Annotated in this window: 19 protein-coding genes; 8 read left to right on the top strand and 11 right to left on the bottom strand. The window is 63.8% G+C overall.

The window, feature by feature from the left end; all coding sequences use genetic code 11:
• Positions 1-188 precede the first annotated feature (188 nt).
• Positions 189-2069, top strand: coding sequence for a GGDEF domain-containing protein (locus VE092_RS14370; protein WP_324877822.1), 1881 nt, complete (start codon positions 189-191; stop codon positions 2067-2069).
• Between the two features lie 103 nt (positions 2070-2172).
• Here the strand turns inward: VE092_RS14370 and serS are convergent, their stop codons facing one another.
• A complete protein-coding gene (gene serS, locus VE092_RS14365; RefSeq protein ID WP_006463519.1) occupies positions 2173-3474 on the bottom strand; it encodes a serine--tRNA ligase in 1302 nt (433 codons plus the stop codon).
• Positions 3475-3648: 174 nt separating this feature from the next.
• Between serS and VE092_RS14360 the strand changes: the two genes are divergently transcribed.
• The gene (locus VE092_RS14360; RefSeq protein ID WP_006463520.1) at positions 3649-4272 is read left to right on the top strand and encodes a hypothetical protein; all 624 of its coding nucleotides are present in this window, start codon (positions 3649-3651) and stop codon (positions 4270-4272) included.
• Positions 4273-4310: 38 nt separating this feature from the next.
• Here VE092_RS14360 and VE092_RS14355 read toward each other — a convergent pair whose 3' ends face one another.
• On the bottom strand, positions 4311-5255 hold the full coding sequence (locus VE092_RS14355) for a LysR family transcriptional regulator (RefSeq protein ID WP_241813793.1): 945 nt from the start codon (positions 5253-5255) through the stop codon (positions 4311-4313).
• A 95-nt stretch (positions 5256-5350) separates the two neighbouring features.
• On the opposite strand from VE092_RS14355, the gene VE092_RS14350 reads away from it, so the two are divergent.
• Positions 5351-5989, top strand: a complete 639-nt coding sequence (locus VE092_RS14350) for an alanyl-tRNA editing protein (RefSeq protein ID WP_324877816.1) — start codon at positions 5351-5353, stop codon at positions 5987-5989.
• A 21-nt stretch (positions 5990-6010) separates the two neighbouring features.
• Here VE092_RS14350 and VE092_RS14345 read toward each other — a convergent pair whose 3' ends face one another.
• Complete coding sequence (locus tag VE092_RS14345; RefSeq protein WP_324877814.1) at positions 6011-7315, bottom strand: replication-associated recombination protein A; 1305 nt, start codon at positions 7313-7315, stop codon at positions 6011-6013.
• A gap of 231 nt (positions 7316-7546) precedes the next feature.
• Between VE092_RS14345 and fdxA the strand changes: the two genes are divergently transcribed.
• Positions 7547-7885, top strand: a complete 339-nt coding sequence (gene fdxA, locus VE092_RS14340) for a ferredoxin FdxA (protein WP_324877812.1) — start codon at positions 7547-7549, stop codon at positions 7883-7885.
• 71 nt (positions 7886-7956) lie between these two features.
• Here fdxA and lolA read toward each other — a convergent pair whose 3' ends face one another.
• Positions 7957-8676: an outer membrane lipoprotein chaperone LolA gene (gene lolA, locus VE092_RS14335; protein ID WP_324877810.1), complete on the bottom strand. Its 720-nt coding sequence runs from the start codon at positions 8674-8676 to the stop codon at positions 7957-7959.
• 110 nt (positions 8677-8786) lie between these two features.
• On the bottom strand, positions 8787-11126 hold the full coding sequence (locus VE092_RS14330) for a DNA translocase FtsK (RefSeq protein ID WP_324877808.1): 2340 nt from the start codon (positions 11124-11126) through the stop codon (positions 8787-8789).
• Between the two features lie 379 nt (positions 11127-11505).
• Between VE092_RS14330 and trxB the strand changes: the two genes are divergently transcribed.
• From trxB to VE092_RS14315, 3 genes are all read left to right on the top strand, one after another.
• Positions 11506-12459, top strand: coding sequence for a thioredoxin-disulfide reductase (gene trxB / locus VE092_RS14325; protein ID WP_324877806.1), 954 nt, complete (start codon positions 11506-11508; stop codon positions 12457-12459).
• Between the two features lie 143 nt (positions 12460-12602).
• Positions 12603-12917, top strand: a complete 315-nt coding sequence (locus VE092_RS14320; protein ID WP_324877804.1) for an I78 family peptidase inhibitor — start codon at positions 12603-12605, stop codon at positions 12915-12917.
• 85 nt (positions 12918-13002) lie between these two features.
• Entirely contained in the window at positions 13003-13656 is a 654-nt protein-coding gene (locus VE092_RS14315; protein ID WP_324877801.1) for a Smr/MutS family protein, read from the top strand.
• Here VE092_RS14315 and VE092_RS14310 read toward each other — a convergent pair.
• Positions 13653-14963, bottom strand: coding sequence for a leucine-rich repeat-containing protein kinase family protein (locus VE092_RS14310; protein WP_324877799.1), 1311 nt, complete (start codon positions 14961-14963; stop codon positions 13653-13655). The genes VE092_RS14315 and VE092_RS14310 overlap by 4 nt on opposite strands.
• A 65-nt stretch (positions 14964-15028) precedes the next feature.
• A complete protein-coding gene (locus tag VE092_RS14305) occupies positions 15029-16336 on the bottom strand; it encodes a PA0069 family radical SAM protein (protein WP_324877797.1) in 1308 nt (435 codons plus the stop codon).
• A gap of 208 nt (positions 16337-16544) precedes the next feature.
• On the opposite strand from VE092_RS14305, the gene VE092_RS14300 reads away from it, so the two are divergent.
• Complete coding sequence (locus tag VE092_RS14300) at positions 16545-18548, top strand: sigma-54-dependent Fis family transcriptional regulator (RefSeq protein WP_324877795.1); 2004 nt, start codon at positions 16545-16547, stop codon at positions 18546-18548.
• Here VE092_RS14300 and VE092_RS14295 read toward each other — a convergent pair.
• The 4 genes from VE092_RS14295 to VE092_RS14280 all read right to left on the bottom strand — a co-directional run bounded on the left by VE092_RS14295 (position 18529) and on the right by VE092_RS14280 (position 23385).
• Positions 18529-18909 carry a DUF779 domain-containing protein gene (locus VE092_RS14295; RefSeq protein ID WP_006463533.1) on the bottom strand — a complete coding sequence of 127 codons (381 nt, stop codon included), beginning with the start codon at positions 18907-18909 and terminating at the stop codon, positions 18529-18531. The genes VE092_RS14300 and VE092_RS14295 overlap by 20 nt on opposite strands.
• Before the next feature lie 115 nt (positions 18910-19024).
• Entirely contained in the window at positions 19025-20545 is a 1521-nt protein-coding gene (adh, locus tag VE092_RS14290) for an aldehyde dehydrogenase (protein WP_324877792.1), read from the bottom strand.
• 264 nt (positions 20546-20809) lie between these two features.
• Positions 20810-21148 (bottom strand): P-II family nitrogen regulator, encoded by a 339-nt coding sequence (locus VE092_RS14285; RefSeq protein ID WP_006463535.1) that lies wholly within the window; start codon positions 21146-21148, stop codon positions 20810-20812.
• 179 nt (positions 21149-21327) lie between these two features.
• Positions 21328-23385: an NAD(+) synthase gene (locus tag VE092_RS14280; RefSeq protein ID WP_324877789.1), complete on the bottom strand. Its 2058-nt coding sequence runs from the start codon at positions 23383-23385 to the stop codon at positions 21328-21330.
• Positions 23386-23474: the final 89 nt, after the last annotated feature.

Here is a 23474-nt window from a genome sequence, read left to right as displayed (position 1 = left end):
GTTTTTTTAAAAAAACCTTAAAAAAATTAGCCTTTCGTTCCGTTGTGCCGACCGCGACGTGGTGAAAGAAGCTTTCTTCATCTGCAAACCGCCACGACTGTATTTCTTATCATCATCTTGTCATAAATCACTTCTAGCATCCGTTAACTATTTGCCGTTCTTTCGACTTTCAGACCCGGATCAGCCAGATGGCGCCCCTCTCCAACGCTACCTTCCCGCTCGGCGCAGAAGTCGTCGATCTGCTTGCCCGCGCCTCCGGCGCCGCCCTGCGCGACGCCGAGGACCCGATGCTCTCGCTGCTGCACGAGATCATCGCCCAGCGCAAGCTGTCCGCCCTGTTCCAGCCCATCGTGCGCATGCGCAATGGCGAAATCCTGGGCTATGAAGGACTGATCCGGGGGCCGTCCAACACCCCCCTGCACTCGCCCCTGGCACTGTTCAAGGTGGCGCGCGCGCACAACCTGTCGGTGCAGATGGAATACCTGTGCCGGCACATCGTGCTGACCCGCTTTGCGCAACTCGGCCTGCCGGGCAACCTGTTCCTCAATGTCTCCCCCGGGGCGCTGATGCAGCCCGAGGCGATCCAGGGCGAAACCCTGCGCTACCTGGAAAAGCTGGGCGTGAATCCGCAGCGCATCATCATCGAACTGACCGAGAACGAACCTACCTACGACTACGCCCTGCTGCGCAATGCCGCCATGCACTACCGCGACATGGGCTTCCAGATCGCCATCGACGACCTCGGCGAAGGCTTCTCCAGCCTGCGCCTGTGGTCGGAACTGCAGCCGGAATACGTCAAAATCGACATGCACTTCGTGCAGGGCATCAACCATGATCCGATGAAGCTGCAGTTCGTGCGCTCGATCCAGGAGATCGCCGAGAAATCCGGCTCCATCGTCATCGCCGAAGGCATCGAATCGCAGGCCGAGCTGCTGACCATCCGCGATCTGGGCATCGCCTGCGGCCAGGGCTACCACATCTCGCGCCCGCTGCCGGAGCCGCCGGTCTCGATCTCGGATGATGTGAGCAAGACCCTGCGCCGCGACAAGGTACCGCTCCATGCCAACAAGTACGGCCCCGGCAAGCGCAGCGCCACCGTCGCCAAGCTGCTGCGCGAGACGCAATACGTCAGCCCGGAAGTCACCAACGATGCGGCCTACGACATGTTCGTCAACGACCCGCAGCTGCAGGCCCTGCCGGTGGTCAGCAACGGCTTGCCGATCGGCCTGATCAACCGCTACAGCATGGTGGAACGCTTCGCCCGCCTGTACGGGCGCGAGCTGTACGGCAAGAAGTCCTGCGCCTTCTTCATGGACCCCAATCCCCTGCTGACCGAGCAGGACACCAGTCTGCAAGATCTCTCCAACCTGCTGGTGCAGGCCGAGACGCACCACCTCTCCAATGGCTTCATCATCACCGACCGTGGCCAGTATGTGGGCCTGGGCACCGGCCACGACCTGCTGCGCGAAATCACGCAGATGCAGATCGACGCCGCCCGTCACGCCAATCCGCTCACGCAGTTGCCGGGCAACGTCCCCATCAACGACCACATCGAATACCTGCTGCAAAGCGGCGTCGAATTCTGCATCTGCTACTGTGACCTGGACCAGTTCAAGCCCTTCAACGATGTCTATGGCTATCGCAAGGGCGACGACATGATCCAGGCTACCGGCCGCGTACTGCAGCAGGCCTGCGATCCTGCCCTGGACTTCATCGGCCACATCGGCGGCGACGATTTCCTGATCATGTTCCAGAGCGAAGACTGGGAAAAGCGCTGCCGCGTCATCCTCGACAACTACGAAGCCGAGACCCGCGCCTTCTACTACGACGAAGACGTGGCACGTGGCGGCTACTATACCGAAGATCGCCAGGGCAACCGGGTGTTCCACCCGCTGGTCTCGCTATCGCTGGGCGCGGTGAAGATCGAGCCTTCGCAATACTCGTCACCCCACCAGATCGCCTCGGCCGCCACCCGCGCCAAGAAACAGGCCAAGAAGATCCAGGGCAACAGTCTCTTCATCGAGCGCCGCATCCCGGCCACCTTCTCCTGGGCCATGAAGGACGGCTAGCCGGCACGCTCAGGAAAACGTTTTCTCGTCCCCGCACCGATAAAAAAACGGCCGCCTCATCAAACGAGGCGGCCGTTCGTGCGTCCTGCAGTGGTAAGGCGGATCAGGCGCCCGGCACCAGCTTGCTCACGCCGCCCATGTAAGGCTGCAAGACCTCCGGGATATCCACGCTGCCATCGGCCTGCTGGTAGTTTTCCAGCACGGCCACCAGGGTACGTCCCACGGCCAGGCCGGAACCGTTCAAGGTATGCAGCAGTTCCGGCTTGCCCTGGGCATTGCGGAAGCGCGCCTGCATGCGACGCGCCTGGAAGGCTTCGCAGTTGGAGACCGACGAGATTTCGCGATAGGTGTTCTGCGCCGGCAGCCAGACCTCGATGTCATAGGTCTTGGCCGCGCCAAAGCCCATGTCACCGGTACACAGGGTGATGACGCGGTACGGCAGGCCGAGCTTCTTGAGGATGGTCTCGGCGTGCCCCAGCATCTCGTCCAGGGCTTCGTAGGACTTCTCGGGGTGGACGATCTGCACCATTTCCACCTTGTCGAACTGGTGCTGGCGGATCATGCCGCGGGTGTCGCGGCCATAGGAGCCGGCTTCCGAACGGAAGCAAGGCGAGTGCGCCGTGAACTTCATCGGCAGCGCATCGCCGGCCACGATCTCGTCGCGTACGAAGTTGGTCAACGGCACTTCGGCCGTGGGGATCAGGTACAGCGCGGCATTCTCGGCCTCGCCTTCCTGGCCCCCCTTCTTGGCGGCGAACAGGTCGGCCTCGAACTTGGGCAACTGGCCGGTGCCGCGCAGGCTGTCGGCATTGACGATGTAGGGGGTATAGCACTCGGTATAGCCGTGCTCCATGGTATGGGTGTTGAGCATGAACTGCGCCAGCGCGCGGTGCAGGCGGGCAATGCCACCCTTGAGCACGGCAAAGCGCGAACCGGTGAGCTTGGTGGCGGTATCGAAATCCAGGCCCAGCGGGGCGCCGACATCGACGTGATCCTTGATCTCGAAGTCGAACTGGCGCGGCGTGCCGACCTTGCGCAATTCCACATTGCCGCTTTCGTCATTGCCAGCCGGCACCGACTCGTGCGGCAGGTTGGGAACCGCCTGCAGGAACAGGTTCATCTGGTGCTGCACTTCTTCCAGCCGCGCCGCCGACGACTTGAGCTCGTCGCCGATGCCATTGACCTCAGCCATCACCGCGGAGGCATCCTCGCCACGGCCCTTGAGCATGCCGATCTGCTTGGACAGGGTGTTGCGCTTGCCCTGCAGTTCTTCGGTGCGGGTCTGGATCTGCTTGCGTTCAGCTTCCAGCGCGTTGAAGCCGGCCACGTCCAGGACGAACTTGCGGGCTGCCAGGCGGGCCGCAACGTTCTCGATGTCTTTACGGAGGAGTTGGATGTCGATCATGGGGAGAAAATACGATAGGTTTGAAGCAGGAAACCGCGATTGTACCAAGTCGCGCGCCCGTCACGGGGTTCCAGCCCCCTTCCCTCTCAAGAAAATGCTGCGGCCGTGGTAGCGGCCACCGGCCTTGCGGGTTACCATTCGGCCCATTCCCGTCATCCAGAGAGCCCCCCGCCCATGTCCGACCAGCCCGACCCGCGCCCGCAGCGCGATGTTCCCGTCCTGTTTTCCCTGCTGGGCCTGGTGGCCGCCTTCGCCGTGGGGCTGTGGGCCGGCATCCACTACATGTCCAATGACGCCAGCCTGTTCTACGGACTGATCGCCGGCCTTTCCTTCGGCGCCGCCTTCGCCTTCGGGCAGCAGATCAAGAACCGCTTCATCCCGCCCAAGGTGCGCAAGACCGACTGGAAGGTGCAGGCCCCGGGCGCGGCCGAATTGTCCAGCGGCCGCCTGGCGGCACAGCAGGCGCGCAAGATCAGCGTGGAATTCGACGATCAGGAAATCCGTACCATGGTGCGTGGCGCCAAGCGCGAAGGCATCGCCTGGAGCGCTATCGACGACGTCACCATCCGCATCAGCGACGACAGCCTGCCCCAGCCGCAATGGATCATCGCCGGCCAGACCGCCGAGGGTATCAAGGGCGTGCTGGTCCCCAACGACGCCGATGGCCTGGAAGAGCTGATGGAAGCGATGAAGCAACGCCTGCCCGGCTATGACAACGACAAGAACTACGAAACCGTGATCGCCGCCATGTCCGCCATGGAAGGCAGCTTCCATGTCTGGCACCGGGCGGCGGCCTGATCGCTGAAGCCTGAGACATCAGGCCTGGCCGGCACGGATCAGCCTGGTCCGCCGGTATCGGCCATGGTTGGCTCCCGGGCCAGCCGTTCTGCCAGGAAGTTGACGAAAGCCCCCAGCCGGGGCGGCAGATGGCGGGTCGCCGGATAGAGCGCCCACAGATCGCCGCAATAGTGCGTCCTGAAACTCCATTGCGGCAGGACCTGGACGATACGCCCCTGCGCCAGCGCCTCCCGGGCGACGAAATACGGCAGGCTGCCGATACCAAGATGGCGCAGCACTGCATCCAGTCGCACGCCGGTATGGTTGGCCGCATAGCGCCCCCGCACCTCGACCGTGACCCGTTCGCCCTGCCGGCGGAAGCGCCAGCGCGCGTCCCCGGGCGCCTCACCGAGGTAGATGCAGGAATGTGTCTTGAGTCCTTGTGGATGCTGAGGCGTGCCGTGCTGCGCCAGATACTCCGGCGTGGCGCACAGCAGGTGCTCGATGCGCGTCAACCTGCGCCCCATCAGGCCCGGCGGCGGCTGGTCTGTGATGCGGATGGCCAGATCCACCTCCTCATCGATCAGATCCATGTAGCGGTCTTCCAGCCTCAACAGGACGTCCACCCTGGGATGGGCGGCAAGGAAATCCGGCACATGCGGATGCACCAGGTAATGCCCGACCGCCTTGGGCACGCTCACCCGGACCTGCCCCTGCGGCGCGGCATCAAAGCCACCGGAGGCGGCCAGCACCGATTGCGCGGCGTCCAGCATTTCCCGGCAACGCTGGTGGATGTCACGCCCGCTCTCGCTCAGCCGCAGCTTGCGGGTGGTTCGTTGCAGCAACTGCGTGCCGAGTGCCTTTTCCAGGCGTGCAATGGCCCGGCTGACAGCCGAGGGCGTCGCGCCCAGCTGGCGCGCCGCTTCCGAGAAACTGCCCGTCTCCACCACCTTGGCAAAGACGGCCATTTCGTTGAGCAGGGCGATGCTCTGATTTGTGCTCATGGAGCAAAGATTATTTGCTTAGGTAATGGATTATCGCAACTTCATCCGGACGATACAATTCCCATCCCTCTCCCTGATCGACCGAAAGGCCAGCTGTGACCGACCGCCTCTACCTGACCCAGCCAGCGCTGGAAGCCGATACCGAAGTGTTGAGCTGCACTCCCCTGGAAGATGGTCGCTACGCGGTCCATCTGGCGGCCACGCCGTTTCATCCGCAAGGTGGCGGCCAGCCCAGCGATGTCGGCTGGCTGGGCGCAGTCGAGGTAACGAAGGTCGTGAGCGAAGGCGACGAGATCATCCATTACACCAGCGCGGCCGTTGCAGCCGGCCCGATCCGCGCCAAGGTAGATCCCCAGCCACGGCAGCTGCATGCGCGCCTGCATTCCGGTGGGCATGTGATCGGCTATGTGATGGCACAACTGGGATGGCGCGCCACCAAGGCTCACCACTGGCCAGGGGAAGGTCGTGTCGTCGGCGTCAGCGCCCCCGACGCCGGCGTGCAGGAACTGGAAGCGGCAGACATCGAACGCCGCTGCAATGCCCTCATTGCCGACGACCTGGCCTGCGCGCTCGCCAGCGAAGGTGGACGCCGCCAGGTCGGTTTCGGGGCCCTGCCCGCCTATCCCTGCGGCGGCACGCATGTGGCGTCACTGGGCGAGATCGGCAGGATCGCCATCCAGTCGGTACGAGTGAAAAAGGGGGAGGCCTCGATCCGCTACGATGTGGTGATCTAAGGCCGTCTTCTACTGCCGCACTCAGTCGTTACCGGCTTCCTCATCCCACTTGCGCAGGGTCGCCAGCTTCTCGCCGATCTTGATCTCCAGCCCACGCGGCACCGGCTGATACCAGCCCGGCTCATCGATGCCATCCGGCAGATAGGTCTCCCCCGCCGCATAGGCATTGGGTTCGTCATGGGCATAACGGTATTCATGTCCGTAGCCCAGTTCCTTCATCAGCTTGGTCGGCGCATTGCGCAGGTGCACCGGCACCTCGCGGCTCTTGTCCTGCTTCACAAAGGCGCGGGCGGCGTTGTAGGCGTTGTAGCCGGCATTGCTCTTGGCCGCCACGGCCAGGTAGATCACCGCCTGGCCCAGCGCCAGCTCGCCTTCGGGACTCCCCAGCCGCTCATAGGTCAGCGCGGCGTCGTTGGCGATCTGCATGGCACGGGGGTCGGCCAGGCCGATATCCTCCCAGGCCATGCGCACGATGCGCCGTGACAGGTAGCGTGGATCAGCGCCGCCGTCCAGCATGCGGGTCAGCCAGTACAGCGCCGCGTCCGGGTGGGAACCGCGCACCGACTTGTGCAGGGCTGAAATCTGGTCATAGAAATTGTCGCCGCCCTTGTCGAAACGGCGGCTGTTCAGGGTCAGCGCATTTTGCAGGAAATCGGCCGTCACCAGCACCGTGCCGGTGGTGCGGGCAGCGGTTTCCGTCTGCTCCAACAGGTTCAGGAAGCGACGTGCATCGCCGTCGGCGTAGCCGATGATGGTGTCGGTGGCCTGCTCGTCGAAGTGCAGTTCTCCCAGCGCCTTTTCCTGGGCGCGCTTGAGCAGGAGCCGCAGTTCGTCGTCACTCAGGGACTTGAGCACATACACCTGCGCCCGCGACAGCAGCGCTGAGTTGACCTCGAAGGAGGGATTCTCGGTGGTGGCGCCGATGAAGGTCACCAGACCGCTCTCGGCGTAGGGTAGCAGCGCATCCTGCTGCGACTTGTTGAAGCGATGGATTTCATCCACGAACAGGATGGTGTGCTTGCCCATGGCCAGGTTCTGCTCGGCCTGTTCCATCGCCGCGCGGATATCCTTGACCCCCGAGAACACCGCCGACAAGGCGATGAATTCGCACTGGAAGGCGGTTGCCGTCAGGCGCGCCAGCGTGGTCTTGCCCACCCCCGGCGGCCCCCAGAAGATCATGGAATGCGGCTTGCCCGACTGGAAGGCCAGGCGCAGGGGCTTGCCTTCGCCCAGCAGGTGCGATTGGCCGATGACCTCGTCCAGCGTCCTGGGACGCAGGGCTTCGGCCAGCGGCGCAGCGGGTTCTTGTGCAAACAGGTCAGCCATGGGGGTGCTCCCCGGCCAGACTGGTTGCATGGTCCGGCGATGGCGAGCGCATCGGGGCGGTCTCGAAAATCGGTTTCATGTTCTTTCAGGATGCGGGCGTGGCGCCGGATTGCAAGGCGCATTCGCCAAAGGCCGTAGTCTAACGCAGCACCGCCCGATGAGGGCGGCAGCAGGCAATCGGCGCAGACGTTACAATGCCGCCTGCTCATTCAACGCCCTGCCCGCCCCACCATGCCCTTCGTCGTCACCGATTCCTGTATCCAGTGCAAGTACACCGATTGCGTCAGCGTCTGCCCCATGGACTGTTTCATGGAGGGGCCAAACTTCCTGGTCATCGATCCGGACGGCTGCATCGATTGTTCCATGTGCGTACCGGAATGCCCGGTCGGGGCCATCTACAACGCCACTGACCTGCCGGCGGCGCTGGCGCACTTCGAGGACCTCAACGCCAAGCTGTCCAGGCAAGCCGGCTGGAAGCCCATCACCCAGGCCAAGGCGCCCCTGCCGGATCATGCGCAATGGAAGGACCGGGCCGACAAGCTGCCGCTGCTGCAGATGCCGCCGGCCTGATCTGCCCTCTTCAAATCAAACAGCCCCGCAGGCGCGCGCTTGCGGGGCTGTTGCTTTGGAGCGGGGCGGGATCAGTTGTCGAACACGTCCGCGCCCTTGGGGACGACGAAATTGAAGCTGTTGCCCTTCAGCGAGGGGTTCTTCTCGAAGCTGTCGAAAGTCAGCACCGACACCTGGCCGAAGGAATCATGCAATTCCATCGCCACCGGGGTGCCGTTCTTCAGGCCGATACCGATGTTGTCGAAGGTGGTGTCACGGCTCTTGGGGGTGGCCTGCAGCCATTCCAGGCCATCCTTGTTGCCGGCCTCCTTCAAGGTGAAGTTCTTTTCCAGGTCGTTGCTGCCGAAGAGGATCGCGGCCGGGGAAGAACCCAGCGCATTGCCCAGCTTCTTGGTGGTGACCTGGTTCAGGTCCTTGTCGTAGATGAAGAGTTTTTCTCCATCGGCCTGGATCACCTGCTCATAGGGTTTCTGGTAGGTCCAGATGAACCTGCCCGGGCGCGAAAACACGAAGCTGCCGCTGGAGGTGTTGACCACCTTGGAGGTGCCATTCTCGTTGCGCACCATGCGCTGGGTGAAGCTGCCCTTGGCCGATTGCGTGCTGCTGACGAATTGCTTGAACTGGTCCAGCGCGGCGGCCGAAGCACGGCCCGGCGTGAGCGCGGTGATGGCGATGGCACCGGCCACGGCCAGTGCCGAGAGGCCGGCAGCCATGACCATGCGGCGCAGCTTGAGGTTGAGGGTGCGGGCTTGCGCGGGACGCGAGCGCAAAGCGGTTCTGGAATTGTCCATGTTGTTCGATTCCTTCTTGATTGATCCACCCGGAGGTGGCGGCCGGCGCGAAAGTGGGCGGCCTTCAGGGCGTGGTGGGAGACGTCCGCGACGATGCCGATGCGGGCTTCCTATTCGGCTGCATCGGCGGCACCCGCCGGCACCAGGATTTCACGGTTGCCGTTGGATTGCATGGTGGAGACCAGTCCGCTCTGCTCCATCTGCTCCAACAGGCGCGCGGCGCGGTTGTAGCCGATGCGCAGATGACGCTGCACCAGCGAGATCGAGGCCCGGCGATGCTTGAGGACCACGGCCACGGCCTGGTCGTACATCTCGTCGCCTTCGCCGCCACCGGCGCCGGCTGCAGCACCGCTGCCACCGCCGTCGGCGTCTTCCAGCACGCCTCCCTCTAGGATGCCCTCGATGTAATTCGGTTCCCCCTGGGATTTCAGGTGTTCCACCACCCGGTGCACTTCATCATCAGAGACAAAGGCGCCGTGCACCCGCACCGGCAGGCCGGTGCCAGGCGGGTTGTAGAGCATGTCACCCATGCCCAGCAGGGTCTCGGCGCCCATCTGGTCGAGGATGGTGCGGGAATCGATCTTGGACGACACCTGGAAGGCGATGCGGGTCGGCACGTTGGCCTTGATCAGGCCGGTGATCACATCCACCGACGGCCGCTGGGTCGCCAGAATCAGGTGGATGCCGGCCGCGCGCGCCTTCTGGGCGATGCGGGCGATCAGTTCTTCCACCTTCTTGCCCACCACCATCATCAGGTCGGCCAGTTCGTCGATGATGATGACGATGGTTTCCAGCTGCTCCAGCGGTTCCGGTGCATCCGGGGTGAGGCTGAAGGGGTTGGGGATCTTCTCGCCGCGCTTGTCGGCGTCCGCGATCTTCTGGTTGTAGCCAGCCAGGTTGCGCACGCCCAGCTTGGACATCTTCTTGTAGCGGCGCTCCATCTCTTCCACCGCCCAGTTCAGGGCGTGGCCGGCCTGGCGCATGTCGGTCACCACGGGCGCCAAGAGGTGCGGGATGCCTTCGTAGATCGACAATTCCAGCATCTTGGGATCGATCAGGATCAGGCGCACCTGGCGCGGCGAGGACTTGTATAGCAGCGACAGGATGGTGGCGTTGATGCCCACCGACTTGCCCGAACCGGTGGTACCGGCCACCAGCAGGTGGGGCATCTTGGCCAGGTCGGCCACCACCGGGTTGCCGGCGATGTCCTTGCCCAGTGCCACGGTGAGGCTGGAAGAACTGTCGTTATAGACCTTGGAGCCGAGGATTTCGGTCAGGCGCACGATCTGGCGCTTGGGGTTGGGCAACTCCAGGCCCATGTAATTCTTGCCCTGGATGACTTCCACCACGCGGATCGAGGTCAGCGACAGCGAGCGCGCCAGGTCGCGCGCCAGGTTGACGATCTGGCTGCCCTTGACGCCGGTGGCCGGTTCGATCTCGTAGCGGGTGATCACCGGGCCGGGATAGGCAGCCACCACCTTGACCTCGACGCCAAAGTCGGAAAGCTTCTTCTCGATCAGCCGGCTGGTGAATTCCAGGGTCTCTACCGACACCGTCTGCTGCGATGGCGGCGCTTCATCCAGCAGCGACAGCGGCGGCAGTTCGCTGTTGAGGTCGTCGAACAGGCTGGTCTGTTTTTCCTTCTGCACGCGGTCCGACTTCTGCACTTCCACGATCTGCGGTTCGATGCGGATCGGCGGTGCCTCGACGATCTTGGCGCGTTCCTGGACCACTGTTTCCTCGCGCTTGACGGCGGCTTCCTGACCAGCGCGACGATCGGCGCGGGCGGCGAAGAAATCGCGCACCCAGAACAGGCCGTCCTCAATCAGGCCACCGATGCGCTCTACCGCCGCCAGCCAGGACACCTGGAACAGCAGCGAGAACCCCAGCCCGAACAGCAGCAACAGCAGCAGTGTCGAACCGGTGAAGCCGAAGGTCGGCTGCATGCCGGCGCCGATCATCTCGCCCAGCACGCCTCCGGAAGAATGCGGCAGCTTGGGCGCGAAGCGGTGCATGCGGGTGAATTCGATGCCCATGCTGCCGGTGAGCATGAAGACGAAGCCGACGGCGCGGATCAGCGGTTCCTGCTGGTGTTCCGGCTCCACCGGCTGGGCCACCAGGAAGCGGTTGGACAGGCGGCGATAGCCGGTCCATACCGAACGGGCTACCAGTACGCACCACCACCAGGCCGACAGGCCGAAGATGTAGAGCATCAGGTCGGCCATCCAGGCGCCCACCCGGCCGCCCCAGTTGCCCACGCGCGGCACCGAGCTGGCCACCGACCAGCCGGGGTCGGTCTTGGAATAGGTCAGCAGGATCAGTACCAGGTAGACCAGCAAGGCTGCCAGCGCCAGCCAGCGTGCCTCCGATAGCAACCGCACCAGGCGACTGGGCATGGGGGGCGCCGGCGCCTTGGTATTGCGGATGTGGGCTTGACTCGTCTTCGACATAACTTCCGTGCAAAAAAAACCAGCCGTCATTGTAACGGCATTGAATTGGCGCTTCGCGGATTTGCGCGGGGCAGCGCCGCTGACGCTGCACTGACCGGCATTTGCCGCTATCGTTCTGGTGTTGCACTGCTGCACTTCTTTTTGTTCCGCTCACGGAACTGCACCGGGAGGACCTATCGCCTGCATAGCGTAATTCCATGAGCCCGGACGAGGGCTTGGACTATAATCTTACCCGTTTTGCAGCGCGGCAATCCGCAAACTTCCGCGTCGGCAACCTGATCCCCTTGCCTACCCCGCCCGCCCCGGCAGGCCGGGAATTGAAATCCCGGGAGTCGCCGCAAGCTGTAGAGGCGATCCCACAACATTTGATGAGTAGCTTATGAGCACGCCCAAACATGCCAAGGTCCTGATTCTCGGCTCCGGCCCTGCCGGTTACAGCGCCGCCGTCTATGCCGCGCGCGCCAACCTGAACCCGGTGCTGATCACCGGCGTGGAACAGGGCGGCCAGTTGATGACCACCACCGATGTCGAGAACTGGCCTGGTGATCCGCTGGGTGTGCAGGGTCCAGAACTGATGCAGCGCCTGCTGCAGCACGCCGAACGCTTCAATACCGAGATCATTTTCGATCACATCCATACCACCAAGCTGTCCGAACGCCCTTTCCGCCTGATCGGCGACAACGGTGAATACACCGCGGACGCCCTGATCATCGCCACCGGCGCCTCGGCCCAGTATCTCGGCCTGCCCTCGGAACAAGCCTTCATGGGCCGTGGTGTGTCGGCCTGCGCCACCTGCGACGGCTTCTTCTACCGTGGCCGTGAAGTGGCCGTGGTCGGCGGTGGCAATACAGCCGTGGAAGAGGCGCTGTACCTCTCCAACATCGCCAGCAAGGTCACCATCATCCACCGTCGCGACAAGTTCCGCGCCGAGCCCATCCTGATCGACCGCCTGCTGCACAAGGTCACCGAGGGCAAGATCGCCATCCAGTGGCATTCCACCCTGGACGAAGTGGTCGGCGATGACAGCGGAGTGACCGGTATCAAGATCAAGTCCACCCAGGACGGTACCATCACCGAGATCCCGGTCCACGGCCTGTTCATCGCCATCGGCCACAAACCCAATACCGGCATCTTCGAGGGCCAGCTCGAGATGCAGAACGGCTACCTCAAGACCCGCACCGGGACCGAGGGTTTCGCCACGGCAACCAGCATCGAAGGCGTGTTCGCCGCCGGCGACGTGCAGGACCACATCTACCGCCAGGCCATCACCAGCGCGGGAACGGGTTGCATGGCGGCACTGGATGCCCAGCGCTACCTGGAAGGGCTGGAATAAAAAATGCTGCGCTGCGAGAACTCGTAGCGCGACGAGGCATCAAAACGCCGGTGACGAGTATTCGTCCCGGCGTTTTTTGTTTACATTAACGTTAATCTAATTACAACAAAGCACCCTTCCCTCTCTCTAACAAGGAAAGCACCGTGCCACGCTCTTCTGCTGCCGTCACTACCGTGTTTGCCTCGCTGACTCTGGGCGCCGTACTGGCTGCCTGCAGTGCCTCGCGCGAAAGCGCCGATGCCGCTGCCGGCCCCGGCCAGTGCGATGCCTCGCGCGCCGATCACCTCATCGGCGAGAACCTGAGCGGCTACCTGGAACGCCAGGCGCAGGCTGAATCGGGCGCCACCGAGGTGCGCGTGCTCAAGCCGGACGACGCGGCCACCATGGACTTCAATCCGCGCCGCCTCAACCTCTACATCGATCCCGGCAAGGTCATCATCAAGGTCGCCTGCGGCTGAGGCCTGCGATCGCGCTGAAGGGCGACTGCACTTCTGCTAAAGTTGCCAACTCAGGGAAACGTAGGCTACAGGGTTGGGTGCTGTCATGGCGACAATGAAGGACTTCTCGGCGCTCAAGGGATTGCGCCGCGATCTGCAGGAACAGGAAAAAGCGCGCGCGCTGGCCTTGGCCGAGCGCCAGCGTCAGGAAGCGGCCGCCCGCGAGGAGGCCAATCTGTTCCGCCACAGCATCGGCCAGGTGGCGCCGCTGCATCAGCGGGTGGTCGACAAGACCCTTCACCTGCCCGATCCCCCCTTGCCCATTCCACGCCAGCACATCGCCGATGAACAGGCGGCGCTGCTGGAGTCGCTCTCCGACGAATTCACCATCGAAACCCTGATGGACAGCGACGAGAACCTCAGTTTCGCCCGCCCTGGCGTGGGCGCCGATGTGCTCGGCAAGCTGCGGCGCGGCAACTGGGTGATCCAGGCCCAGCTCGACCTGCACGGTTATCGCCGCGACCAGGCGCGTGAAGCGCTGGGCGAATTCCTGCGCCAGTCACGCCGGCGCGGCCTGCGCTGCGTGCGCGTCATCCACGGCAAGGGACTGGGTTCGGTCAACAAGGAGCCCGTGCTCAAGCACAAGGTACGCAACTGGCTCGCGCAAAAAGATGAAGTGATGGCCTTCTGCCAGGCCCGCGCCGCCGATGGCGGGGCCGGTGCGCTGGTGGTGCTGCTCAAGTCCAGCGAGCGCAGCTAGGCAAGTTCGTCGAGCATGGCCACGATGGCCTCAAAATGCGGCCGCGAAGCCACATCCGCCGACAGGCAGGCCTGCCGCAATCCGGCCAGCACCGCCCGTCCGCTTTCATCGGCCGGCTGGCTGTGCGCCAGCAACTCTTCCAGCAGACAACCGTAAGCCCGCACCTCCATGGCCTGCACACCCCAGGCGTGGGGCTGGGCGGTATCGTAGAACCAGGCCGCACCGAAGTCGCCCAGCAGTGCCGCACCGGAGCGATGCAGGATGTTGTGGGCATACAGGTCGCCATGGACGATGCCCTGGGCATGCAGGTGCGCCGCCGCCGAAGCGATATCGCGCGCAATCGCCAGCGCCTGCGACCACGGCAACGTCATCGCTTCGGGATACACATCGCGGGTGCAGGACTGCAGGCTGGGCGGCCCGGCCAGGTTGGCATAGTCCGGATCGATCAGCGGCATCACCAGCCCTGCCATGGCCTGTGGATGGCCCTGCAGGCGGCCCAGCACCGGGATCAGCCCGCGATGCCGGCCTGCCATGATGCAGGCGGCCATTTCGCGTTCCGGCAGGCCATCGCTGGTGACGGCACCCTTGAAGAGCTTGACCGCCACCGGCTGTGCCGTACCGGCCACGTGCCAGCGGGCGGCATGGATCACCCCGGAGGCGCCCTCGCCCAGCTTGTCCTGCAGCTGCAGATCGTCCCAGGCGATGTCCGCCACCTGCGCCAGGCCATCGGCCCATTCTTCCACCGGCGCGCACCAGGGGTTACCGGCCATGGCCAGCCAGCTCAGTCGCGGCAAGGTCAACAGCCAGTGCGGGAATTCTTCCAGCGCATTGGCGGCCAGGCGCAGCAGTTCCAGATTGCGGCAGGCCGCCAGTTCCGGCGGCAAGGCGCGCAGGCGGTTACCGGCCAGCATCAGCTTTTGCAGGGGCCGGCAACGGCCGATGCTGGCCGGCAGTGCTTCGATGCGATTGTCGGTCAGCACCAGCCAGCGCAACGAGGGCGGCAGGGAGTCGGCCGGCACCTCCGCAATCTGGTTGGCCTTGAAACCGATCATCTCCAGCGACGGGCAACGGCCAAGGACAGCCGGCAATTCGGTGAACAGATTGTCGGAACAGAAGACGATGCGCAGCCGCGTCAGGCGTGGCAGGTCGTGCGGCAAGGCGCTGAGCTGGTTACCGCTCAGATCGAGGATTTCCAGCGTATCGGCCAGGGTGAAAATCTCCGGCGGGAATTCACGCAGGCCGCAAGACAGCGAAAGTCTTGTCACACCAGTCAGCGCGCCACTGCGCAATTGTTCCAGGGTATGCATGCAAAAAGGCCTGATTCGATCAAAGCGCGCAGTGTACCAGCCAAGCCCCTTCCCAAGACTTCAGTTCAGAACAGATCAAGCTGATCATCCTCGCCCTGCTTGCCCCGCCCGCCCCGGGCCGCCGGCACCAGCAGCGGCCGCCGGAAACGGCTGGCATCCAGCGTGGCGAAGGCGCGGTTGCGATGGTCGATGCCCAGTCGGCGGCTGGCCTTGTCGAAGCGCTGTTGCAGGAGCTCGGCCCAGACACCGGTGCCGCGCATGCGGGTGGCGAAATCGGCGTCGTAATCCTTGCCGCCCCGCATGTCCTGGATGCGGTTCATCACCCGCGCCGCCCGGTCCGGGAAGTGCGCCTGCAGCCACTGCCTGAACAAGGGGCTGACTTCCCATGGCAGGCGCAGCACGATATAGCCGGCCTGGCCGGCACCGGCTTCCACGGCCGCTTCCATGACCCGCTCCAGGTCCGGCTCGGTGACGAAGGGAATCACCGGCGCAATCGATACGCTCACTGGAATACCCGCCTCGGCGAGCGTACGGATCACCCGCAGGCGCCGCGCCGGACTGGCCGCCCGGGGTTCCAGGGTGCGGGCGATGGCCGGATCCAGCGTGGTGATGGTGACGGCGGCAATGGCCTGGCGCTTGGCTGCCATCGCCGCCAGCAGGTCGATGTCACGCTCGATCAGGGACGACTTGGTGATCAGGGCCACCGGGTTTTCGCAATCGTGCAGGATCTGCAGGATGCGGCGGGTCAACTGGCGCTCGCGCTCGATGGGCTGGTAGGCGTCGGTATTGATGCCCACCGTGATGGTGTCAGGCTGGTAGGACGGCCGGACCAGCTCGCGCAGCAATAGCTCCGGGGCATTGGTCTTGGCCACCAGCCGGCTTTCGAAATCCAGCCCCGGCGAGAGGCCCAGGTAGCTGTGCGAGGGTCGGGCAAAACAGTAGATGCAGCCGTGCTCGCAGCCCCGATAAGGATTCAGGGATAGCGAGAACGGCAGGTCGGGCGAGGCATTACGGCTGATGATGGACTTGGCCGTCTCTTCCGTGACGATGGTCTTCAGGCGCGGCGGTTCGGCGTCCTGATCGCCAGGATCGGTGGTATTGGCCTGTTCTGTGCCAACGACCTCTTCACCGGTCGTTGGACCGCCACCGGCAAATTGCAGAGGCTGCCAGCCATCATCGAACTCCTCGCGGTTCACCGATTCGTAGCGCCCGCGCAGGTTGGTGACCGCACCCCGACCCTTTTGGGCCAGCTGTTGGCGATGGATGAAAGTAGCCGGTGTGATGGTCGCATCGTCGTCGGCCGAGGGCGAAGGCGCTGGCTGATCAGGAAACGGCCGGGCGATGCCCTGGGGGAATTTGGGGAAGGAAGCCATATCTAGCTGCTTTAGCTGAACAATACTGTATATATAAACAGTATTCTGCCCACACTTCCGGCCGGCTGCAAACCCTGTTTCAATTTATCCCGCTGGCGCATTAATCGGGTATGCTTGTTCACCCCAGGCTTCCCGAAACATAAGAAATACAACCGGGAAAGGCAGAAGAACAGGGGCATGAGGATCGCCGAGATCCAAGGAGACAAGCATGCAATACCAGGCAAACCGGCCCGGCGCCGGCACACTGCTGGGCGCGACTTCGCTGGTGCAGGCCAGCGGTGAAGGCGGACTGGACCTGCAGGCCATCGCGCGCTCGCACCAGCGCAGTTCGTCCTACGGCATCAGCCGCAGCCAGCAGCCCGATCTGGCGCAGCTCTCGCGCGCCGAGCTGGCCCAGACGCTGGAAGCCAGCCAGGCCCTCACCGGCCACGCGCGCCCGGTCATGGAAACCTTATACGACCAGATCCGCAATACCCACAGCATGGTGATCCTGTCGGACGCCGAAGGCACCATCATTCACACGTTGGGCGACCGCGATTTCCTGGCCAAGGCCGACCGCGTGGCGCTGGGGCCCGGCGGGCGCTGGTCGGAGCAGTTGCGCGGTACCAATGCCATCGGCACCGCCCTGCATGAGCAAAAGCCGACTACGGTGCACGCCCAGCAGCATTATCTGGACGCCAATCGCTTCCTGACCTGTTCGGCGGCCCCCATCTTCGACCATCGCGGCAAGGTCCTGGGGGTGCTGGACGTCTCGGGCGAATGCGGCAGCTTCCACAAGCACACCATGGCCCTGGTACGCATGTCGGCGCAGATGATAGAAAACCACCTGCTGGCCGGCAGCTTCCCGGATTGCATCACCCTGCACTTTCACAGCCGCGCCGAATTCGTCGGGACGCTGGTCGAGGGCATCGTCAGCTTCACGCCAGGCGGACGCTTCCTGGCGGCTAACCGCAGCGCGCAGTTCCAGCTCGGGCTGACGCTGGCGGCGCTGCAATCACATACGTTCGCGTCGCTCTTCGGGGAACCCTTGTCGCGGCTGTTCGAGCATCACCGCAAGGCTGCGCCCGGCCTGCTGGAGCTATGCCTGCACAATGGCATCCGCATCCACGGTCGCGCCGAGTTGCGGCTGCACGACCAGCATTTCCAGGCCGCCCGCGAGGCGGTGATCGATCTTCCCGGACGGCTACCATCACCGGCCGCCATTCCCACCGCGCCGGAGCGCCACGCCCGCAGCGGCCAGGCGCATCCCGGACTGGACGCGCTCGATACCGGCGACGCCCGTATGAGCGCCATCATCGCCAAGCTGCGCCGGGTCATCGATCGCGACATTCCCATCCTCATCACCGGCGAGACCGGCACCGGCAAGGAATGGCTGGCCCAGGCCATCCACCATGCAGGCGCGCGCGGCGGCGCAGCGCCCTTCGTGGCCGTGAACTGCTCGGCCATTCCGGAAAACCTGATCGAGGCCGAACTGTTCGGCTATGAAGACGGTGCCTTCACCGGCGCGCGTCGCAAAGGGGCGATCGGCAAGATCGCCCAGGCCCAGGGCGGCACCCTGTTCCTGGACGAGATCGGCGACATGCCGCTGGCGCTGCAGGGCCGCCTGCTGCGGGTACTGCAGGAACGTGCGGTCACGCCGCTGGGTAGCCAGCGGCTGATCCCGGTGCGCTTCGCGCTGGTGTGCGCCACCAACCAGCCGCTGCGCGAGATGGCCGCGCGCCACGCCTTCCGGGAAGATTTGTATTACCGCATCAACGGCTTGCAGCTCAGACTGCCCGCGCTGCGCGAACGTAGCGACCTGGACGGCCTGATCGAACGCATCCTGCGTCATGAAGGCGGCCCGCATGCGCCGCGCTTCGATACGCAGGCCTTGGCCCTGTTACACGCCGGCCGCTGGCCCGGTAATCTGCGGCAGCTGTCCAACCTGATCCGTACTGCCCTGGCCATGGCCGACGGCGAAGCTGCCATCGGCCTGCAGCACCTGCCGGACGACTTCCTGGAAGAAGCCGCGCTGGCGCCGTCGGGCAGCACCGGCCAGGCCGCTGCTGCCCCGGATGGCAGGGCGCCGGAACCCCTGTCCATCCATGACAGCGAATGGGCCGCCATCGAGCGTGCCCTGCACGCGCACCAGGGCAATGTCAGCGCCGCCGCCAAAGCACTCGGGGTGTCGCGCAATACGCTGTACCGGCGCTTCAAGTCACGCGGGCACTGAGCGGTTCCAAAGCGTCATATTCCTCATCGGAGAACAACCGCGAGCGCGTCAGGAAGCGCTTGCCGCTGCCGTTCTCCAGCGAGAACATGCCACCGTTGCCATTGACCACGTCAATGATCAGCTGCGTGTGCTTCCAGTACTCGAACTGGTCGGCGCCGATGTAGAACGGCACGCCGTCGATCTCCCCCAGGTACACATCGGTGTCGCCCAAGGTGAAGTCTCCTTCGGGGTAGCACATTGGCGCGCTGCCATCGCAGCAGCCGCCGGACTGGAAAAAGATCAAAGCGCCATGGCGTGTCTTCAACTGGCGCAGCAGTGCCACCGTGGCGTCGGTGGCGGTAACCCGGGGTAAGGCGCTCATCGGCATGCTCCTGGAAAGTCCACATAAAAAAGGCGCCGGCCGTGGGAGAACGGACCGGCGCCCAAGCTGCCTTGCTGCAAGGAGCCAAGGAGTCAAACGAAGGATCGGAACCCGATCAGAAGAAGCCCAGCGCCTTGGGGCTGTAGCTGACCAGCAGGTTCTTGGTCTGCTGATAGTGGTCCAGCATCATCTTGTGGTTTTCACGACCGATGCCGGATTGCTTGTAGCCACCGAAGGCCGCATGCGCCGGATACAGGTGATAGCAGTTGGTCCACACGCGCCCGGCCTGGATCGCGCGCCCCATGCGGAAGGCACGGGTACCATCGCGGGTCCACAGGCCGGCGCCCAGGCCGTACAGGGTATCGTTGGCGATGGCCAGGGCTTCTTCCTCGTCCTTGAAGGTGGTCACCGAGACCACGGGGCCGAAGATCTCTTCCTGGAAGATGCGCATCTTGTTGTTGCCCTGGAAGACGGTCGGCTTGACGTAGTAACCCGAGGCCAGGTCGCCGCCCAGTTCTTCACGGCCGCCACCGGCCAGCACCTTGGCGCCTTCCTGCTTGCCGATGTCGATGTAGGACAGGATCTTTTCCAGCTGCTCCTGCGAGGCTTGCGCACCGATCATGGTGCTCTTGTCCAGCGGGTTGCCCTGCTTGATGGCAGCCACGCGCTTCAAGGCGCGCTCGATGAAGCGCTCATAGATCGATTCCTGCACCAGCACCCGCGAGGGGCAGGTGCAGACCTCACCCTGGTTCAGCGCGAACATGGCGAAGCCTTCCAGGGCCTTGTCGAAGAAATCGTCATCCTTGTCCAGCACGTCGGCGAAGAAGATATTGGGCGACTTGCCGCCCAGCTCCAGGGTTACCGGGATCAGGTTCTGCGAGGCGTATTGCATGATCAGGCGACCGGTGGTGGTCTCGCCAGTGAAGGCGATCTTGGCGATGCGCTTGTTGGAGGCCAGCGGCTTGCCGGCCTCCACGCCGAAGCCCTGCACGATGTTGACCACGCCCGGCGGAATGAGGTCGGCGATCAGTTCGATCAGCACCATGATGGAGGCCGGCGTCTGTTCGGCCGGTTTCAACACCACGCAATTGCCCGCAGCCAGGGCCGGGGCCAGCTTCCACACCGCCATCAGGATGGGGAAATTCCAGGGAATGATCTGGCCCACCACGCCCAGCGGTTCATGGAAGTGATAGGCATAGGTATCGTCATCGATGGGGCAGATGCTGCCTTCCTGGGTACGCACGGCGGCGGCGAAGTAGCGGAAATGGTCGATCGCCAACGGGATATCGGCGGCCATGGTTTCGCGGATGGGCTTGCCGTTGTCCAGCGTCTCGGCGGTGGCCAGTAGTTCCAGGTTGGCTTCCATGCGGTCGGCGATCTTCAACAGCATGTTGGCGCGCTCGGTGGGCGAGGTCTTGCCCCAGCTCTTCTTGGCGGCGTGGGCGGCGTCCAGCGCCAGCTCCACGTCCTCGGCACTGGAACGGGCCACTTCACAGAAGGCGCGTCCGATCACCGGGCTGATGTTCTCGAAGTATTCGCCCTTGACCGGCGGGACGAATTTGCCGCCAATGAAGTTGTCGTAGCGCTGCTTGAAAGGATCGCGTACGCCGAGTTTGCTGATGTCTGCCAGGTTCATGTTGTCTCCGTTGGGGTTATGGTTGAAATCCCGCCATGATCATGGCCATGGCGGGCGTTCATCTCCAGAGATGGCAAATCGCATGCCAGCCGTCAAACCCAGGCGGGACGCGGGTGGGTGACACGGGCCATTGTCACGCTGTGTCAATCTGGCGCAGCCCGTGACAGCCCGCAGCAACACCTTGCCACACCCGCCACGTCTGCTGCGGACGTAAAAAAAACCGGCCAGTGGCCGGTTTCTCATGATGCTCTGCAGAGGTCCGGATCAGACGGCGTCCGGGCCGGTTTCACCGGTACGGATACGGATCACCTGTTCCACTTCCTGCACGAAGATCTTGCCGTCACCGATCTTGCCGGTGCGAGCAGCCTTGATGATGGCATCCACCGCCTGCTCCACCACCTTGTCATCGACCACCACCTCGATCTTGACCTTGGGCAGGAAATCGACCACGTATTCGGCACCGCGATACAGCTCGGTATGCCCCTTCTGACGACCGAAGCCCTTCACTTCGGTGACCGTCAGGCCCGTGACGCCGACTTCGGCGAGGGATTCACGCACCTCGTCCAGCTTGAACGGTTTGATGATGGCGGTCACTTGTTTCATGGCAATTCCTCTCTTGGTATGTCGTAAAGAAACGATCGGTTGCGATCTGTTGAATAGCGGGTGCTGCGATGTTGTTCTTTTAGGAACAGGGACGTGGCCCCCTGCCCACTTGTACATTGTCAATCAGGCTCGCGCAGCTTTCAACCACCCTGCGCAAGCGAGCCCTCAAAAAGCCGGTTTCAGCCTTCCAGATCCGGAATCCGCTCCAGATCCTGCAGCCACACGGTGGCCTCGCCATCACTGGGGGCGCGCCAGTCGCCGCGCGGCGAGAGCGAGCCACCGGTACCGACCTTGGGCGCATTGGGTACGCAGGAACGCTTGAACTGGCTGGTCTTGAAGAAGCGATAGACGAAGATGCCCAGGTTTTTCTTGATCTGCGGCAAGCTGTACTGGTTGTGGGCACCGTGCAGGCCGTCCGGCCAATGACCGGCATCGCGGTCATGCCAGGCGCTGTGCGCCAGGAAGGCCACCTTGGCCGGCGTGAAGCCGTAGCGCAGGATGTAGTAGAGGTTGAAGTCCTGCAATTCGTAGGGACCGATGAAATCCTGGGTGCGCTGACCGGGCTCGCCATCGGAGGCACCCGGCACCAGTTCCGGGCTGATCTCGGTTTCCAGGATGTGGATCAGCACTTCCGGCTGCTTCAGTTCCAGCGAGCCGGACTCGGCCACCCAGCGCACCAGATGGGTGATAAGGGTCTTGGGTACGCTTGCGTTGACGTTGTAGTGCGACATGTGGTCGCCCACGCCGTAGGTGCACCAGCCCAGCGCCAGTTCCGACAGGTCGCCGGTGCCGATGACGATGGCGCCATGGTGGTTGGCCAGGCGGAACAGGTGATTGGTACGCTCGCCGGCCTGCACGTTCTCGAAGGTGATGTCGTAGACCGGCTCGCCCCGTGAATAGGGATGGCCAAGATCCTTCAACATCTGTTCGCAGCTGGGACGGATATCGATTTCCTGCGCCGAGCAACCGACCTGCGTCATCAACTGATGCGCCTGCACCAGGGTGCGGCTGCTGGTGGCGAAACCGGGCATGGTATAGGCCAGGATGTTGGTGCGCGGCAGGCCCAGCTTGTCCATTGCCTTGGCGCAGACCAGCAGGGCATGGGTGGAATCCAGGCCGCCGGAAACGCCGATGACCACCTTCTTCAGGCCCGACGAAGACAGGCGCTGCACCAGCGCCATGACCTGGATGTTGTAGACCTCGCGGCAGCGCAGTTCGCGCTGCTCGGCGTTGGCCGGCACATAGGGGAAACGCGCCACCCGGCGTTGCAGCGGCAGCGGGCGGTCATGTGGGAACTGCACTTCGAAACTGACCACCTGGAAGCGTCGCACCTCGTCCGCATGGCGGCGCACCGACTGGCCGAAGGTGGTCTGGTGGAAACGCTCGCGCGAGAGACGCTCCAGATCCACATCGGCATAGATGACGTGGCCACCCTGGGTGAAGCGCTCGGACTCGGCCAGCAGTTCGCCGTTCTCGCAGATCAGGGCCTGGCCGTCCCAGGCCAGGTCGGTGGTCGATTCACCATCGCCGGCCGAGGAATACAGGTAGGCCGCCAGGCAGCGCGCCGATTGCTGCGACACCAGCTGGTGACGGTAACCGGACTTGCCGACCACGATATTGGAGGCCGACAGGTTCACCAGCACGGTGGCGCCGGCCAGGGCCGCAAAGGAGGACGGCGGGATCGGCACCCAGACGTCTTCGCAGATTTCGACATGGAAGCGCAGGTCGGGGATATTGCTGATCTCGAACAGGAGGTGACTGCCGAAATCCACGTCCTGGCCCAGCAGACGGGTGCGGCGGGTGACGGCGCAATCGGCGCTGCTGAACTGGCGCGCTTCGTAGAATTCGCTGTAGTTGGGCAGGTAGCTCTTGGGGACCACACCCATGATGCGGCCGGCGCTGACCACCACGGCGCAGTTGTAGAGCTGGTGTTCGACCTTCAGCGGCATGCCCACGATCAGGGCGGCCGGGATGCGCAAGGAGGCTTCCAGCACGCTCTGCAGGGCATCCTGCGCGGCGTCCAGCAAGGCACGCTGCTGGAACAGGTCTTCGCAGCTATAGGCCGACAGCCCCAGTTCGGGGAAGGCCACCAGCACGGCGCCGCCAGCGGCGGCCTGTTCGGCCAGGGCGATGGTGCGCCGGACATTGTAGACCGGATCGGCCACCTTGCAGTCCGGCACCGCCACCGCGACGCGGGCGAAACCATGGCTATAGAGATTGAAGAATGGGCTAGTCATATCGTGCGGACTTTCTTGCTCTGTGCGGGTCGCCGCGATGGCGACGCGTTCTGTCGGTTTTGCGTAGAATGCCTGTTCGAGCGGGGCCG

Source organism: Herbaspirillum sp., from assembly GCF_035644555.1.
GTDB lineage: Bacteria > Pseudomonadota > Gammaproteobacteria > Burkholderiales > Burkholderiaceae_D > Herbaspirillum.
Note: the sequence above shows the minus strand (reverse complement) of the source record. Positions and strands in the feature narration are given on the sequence as shown.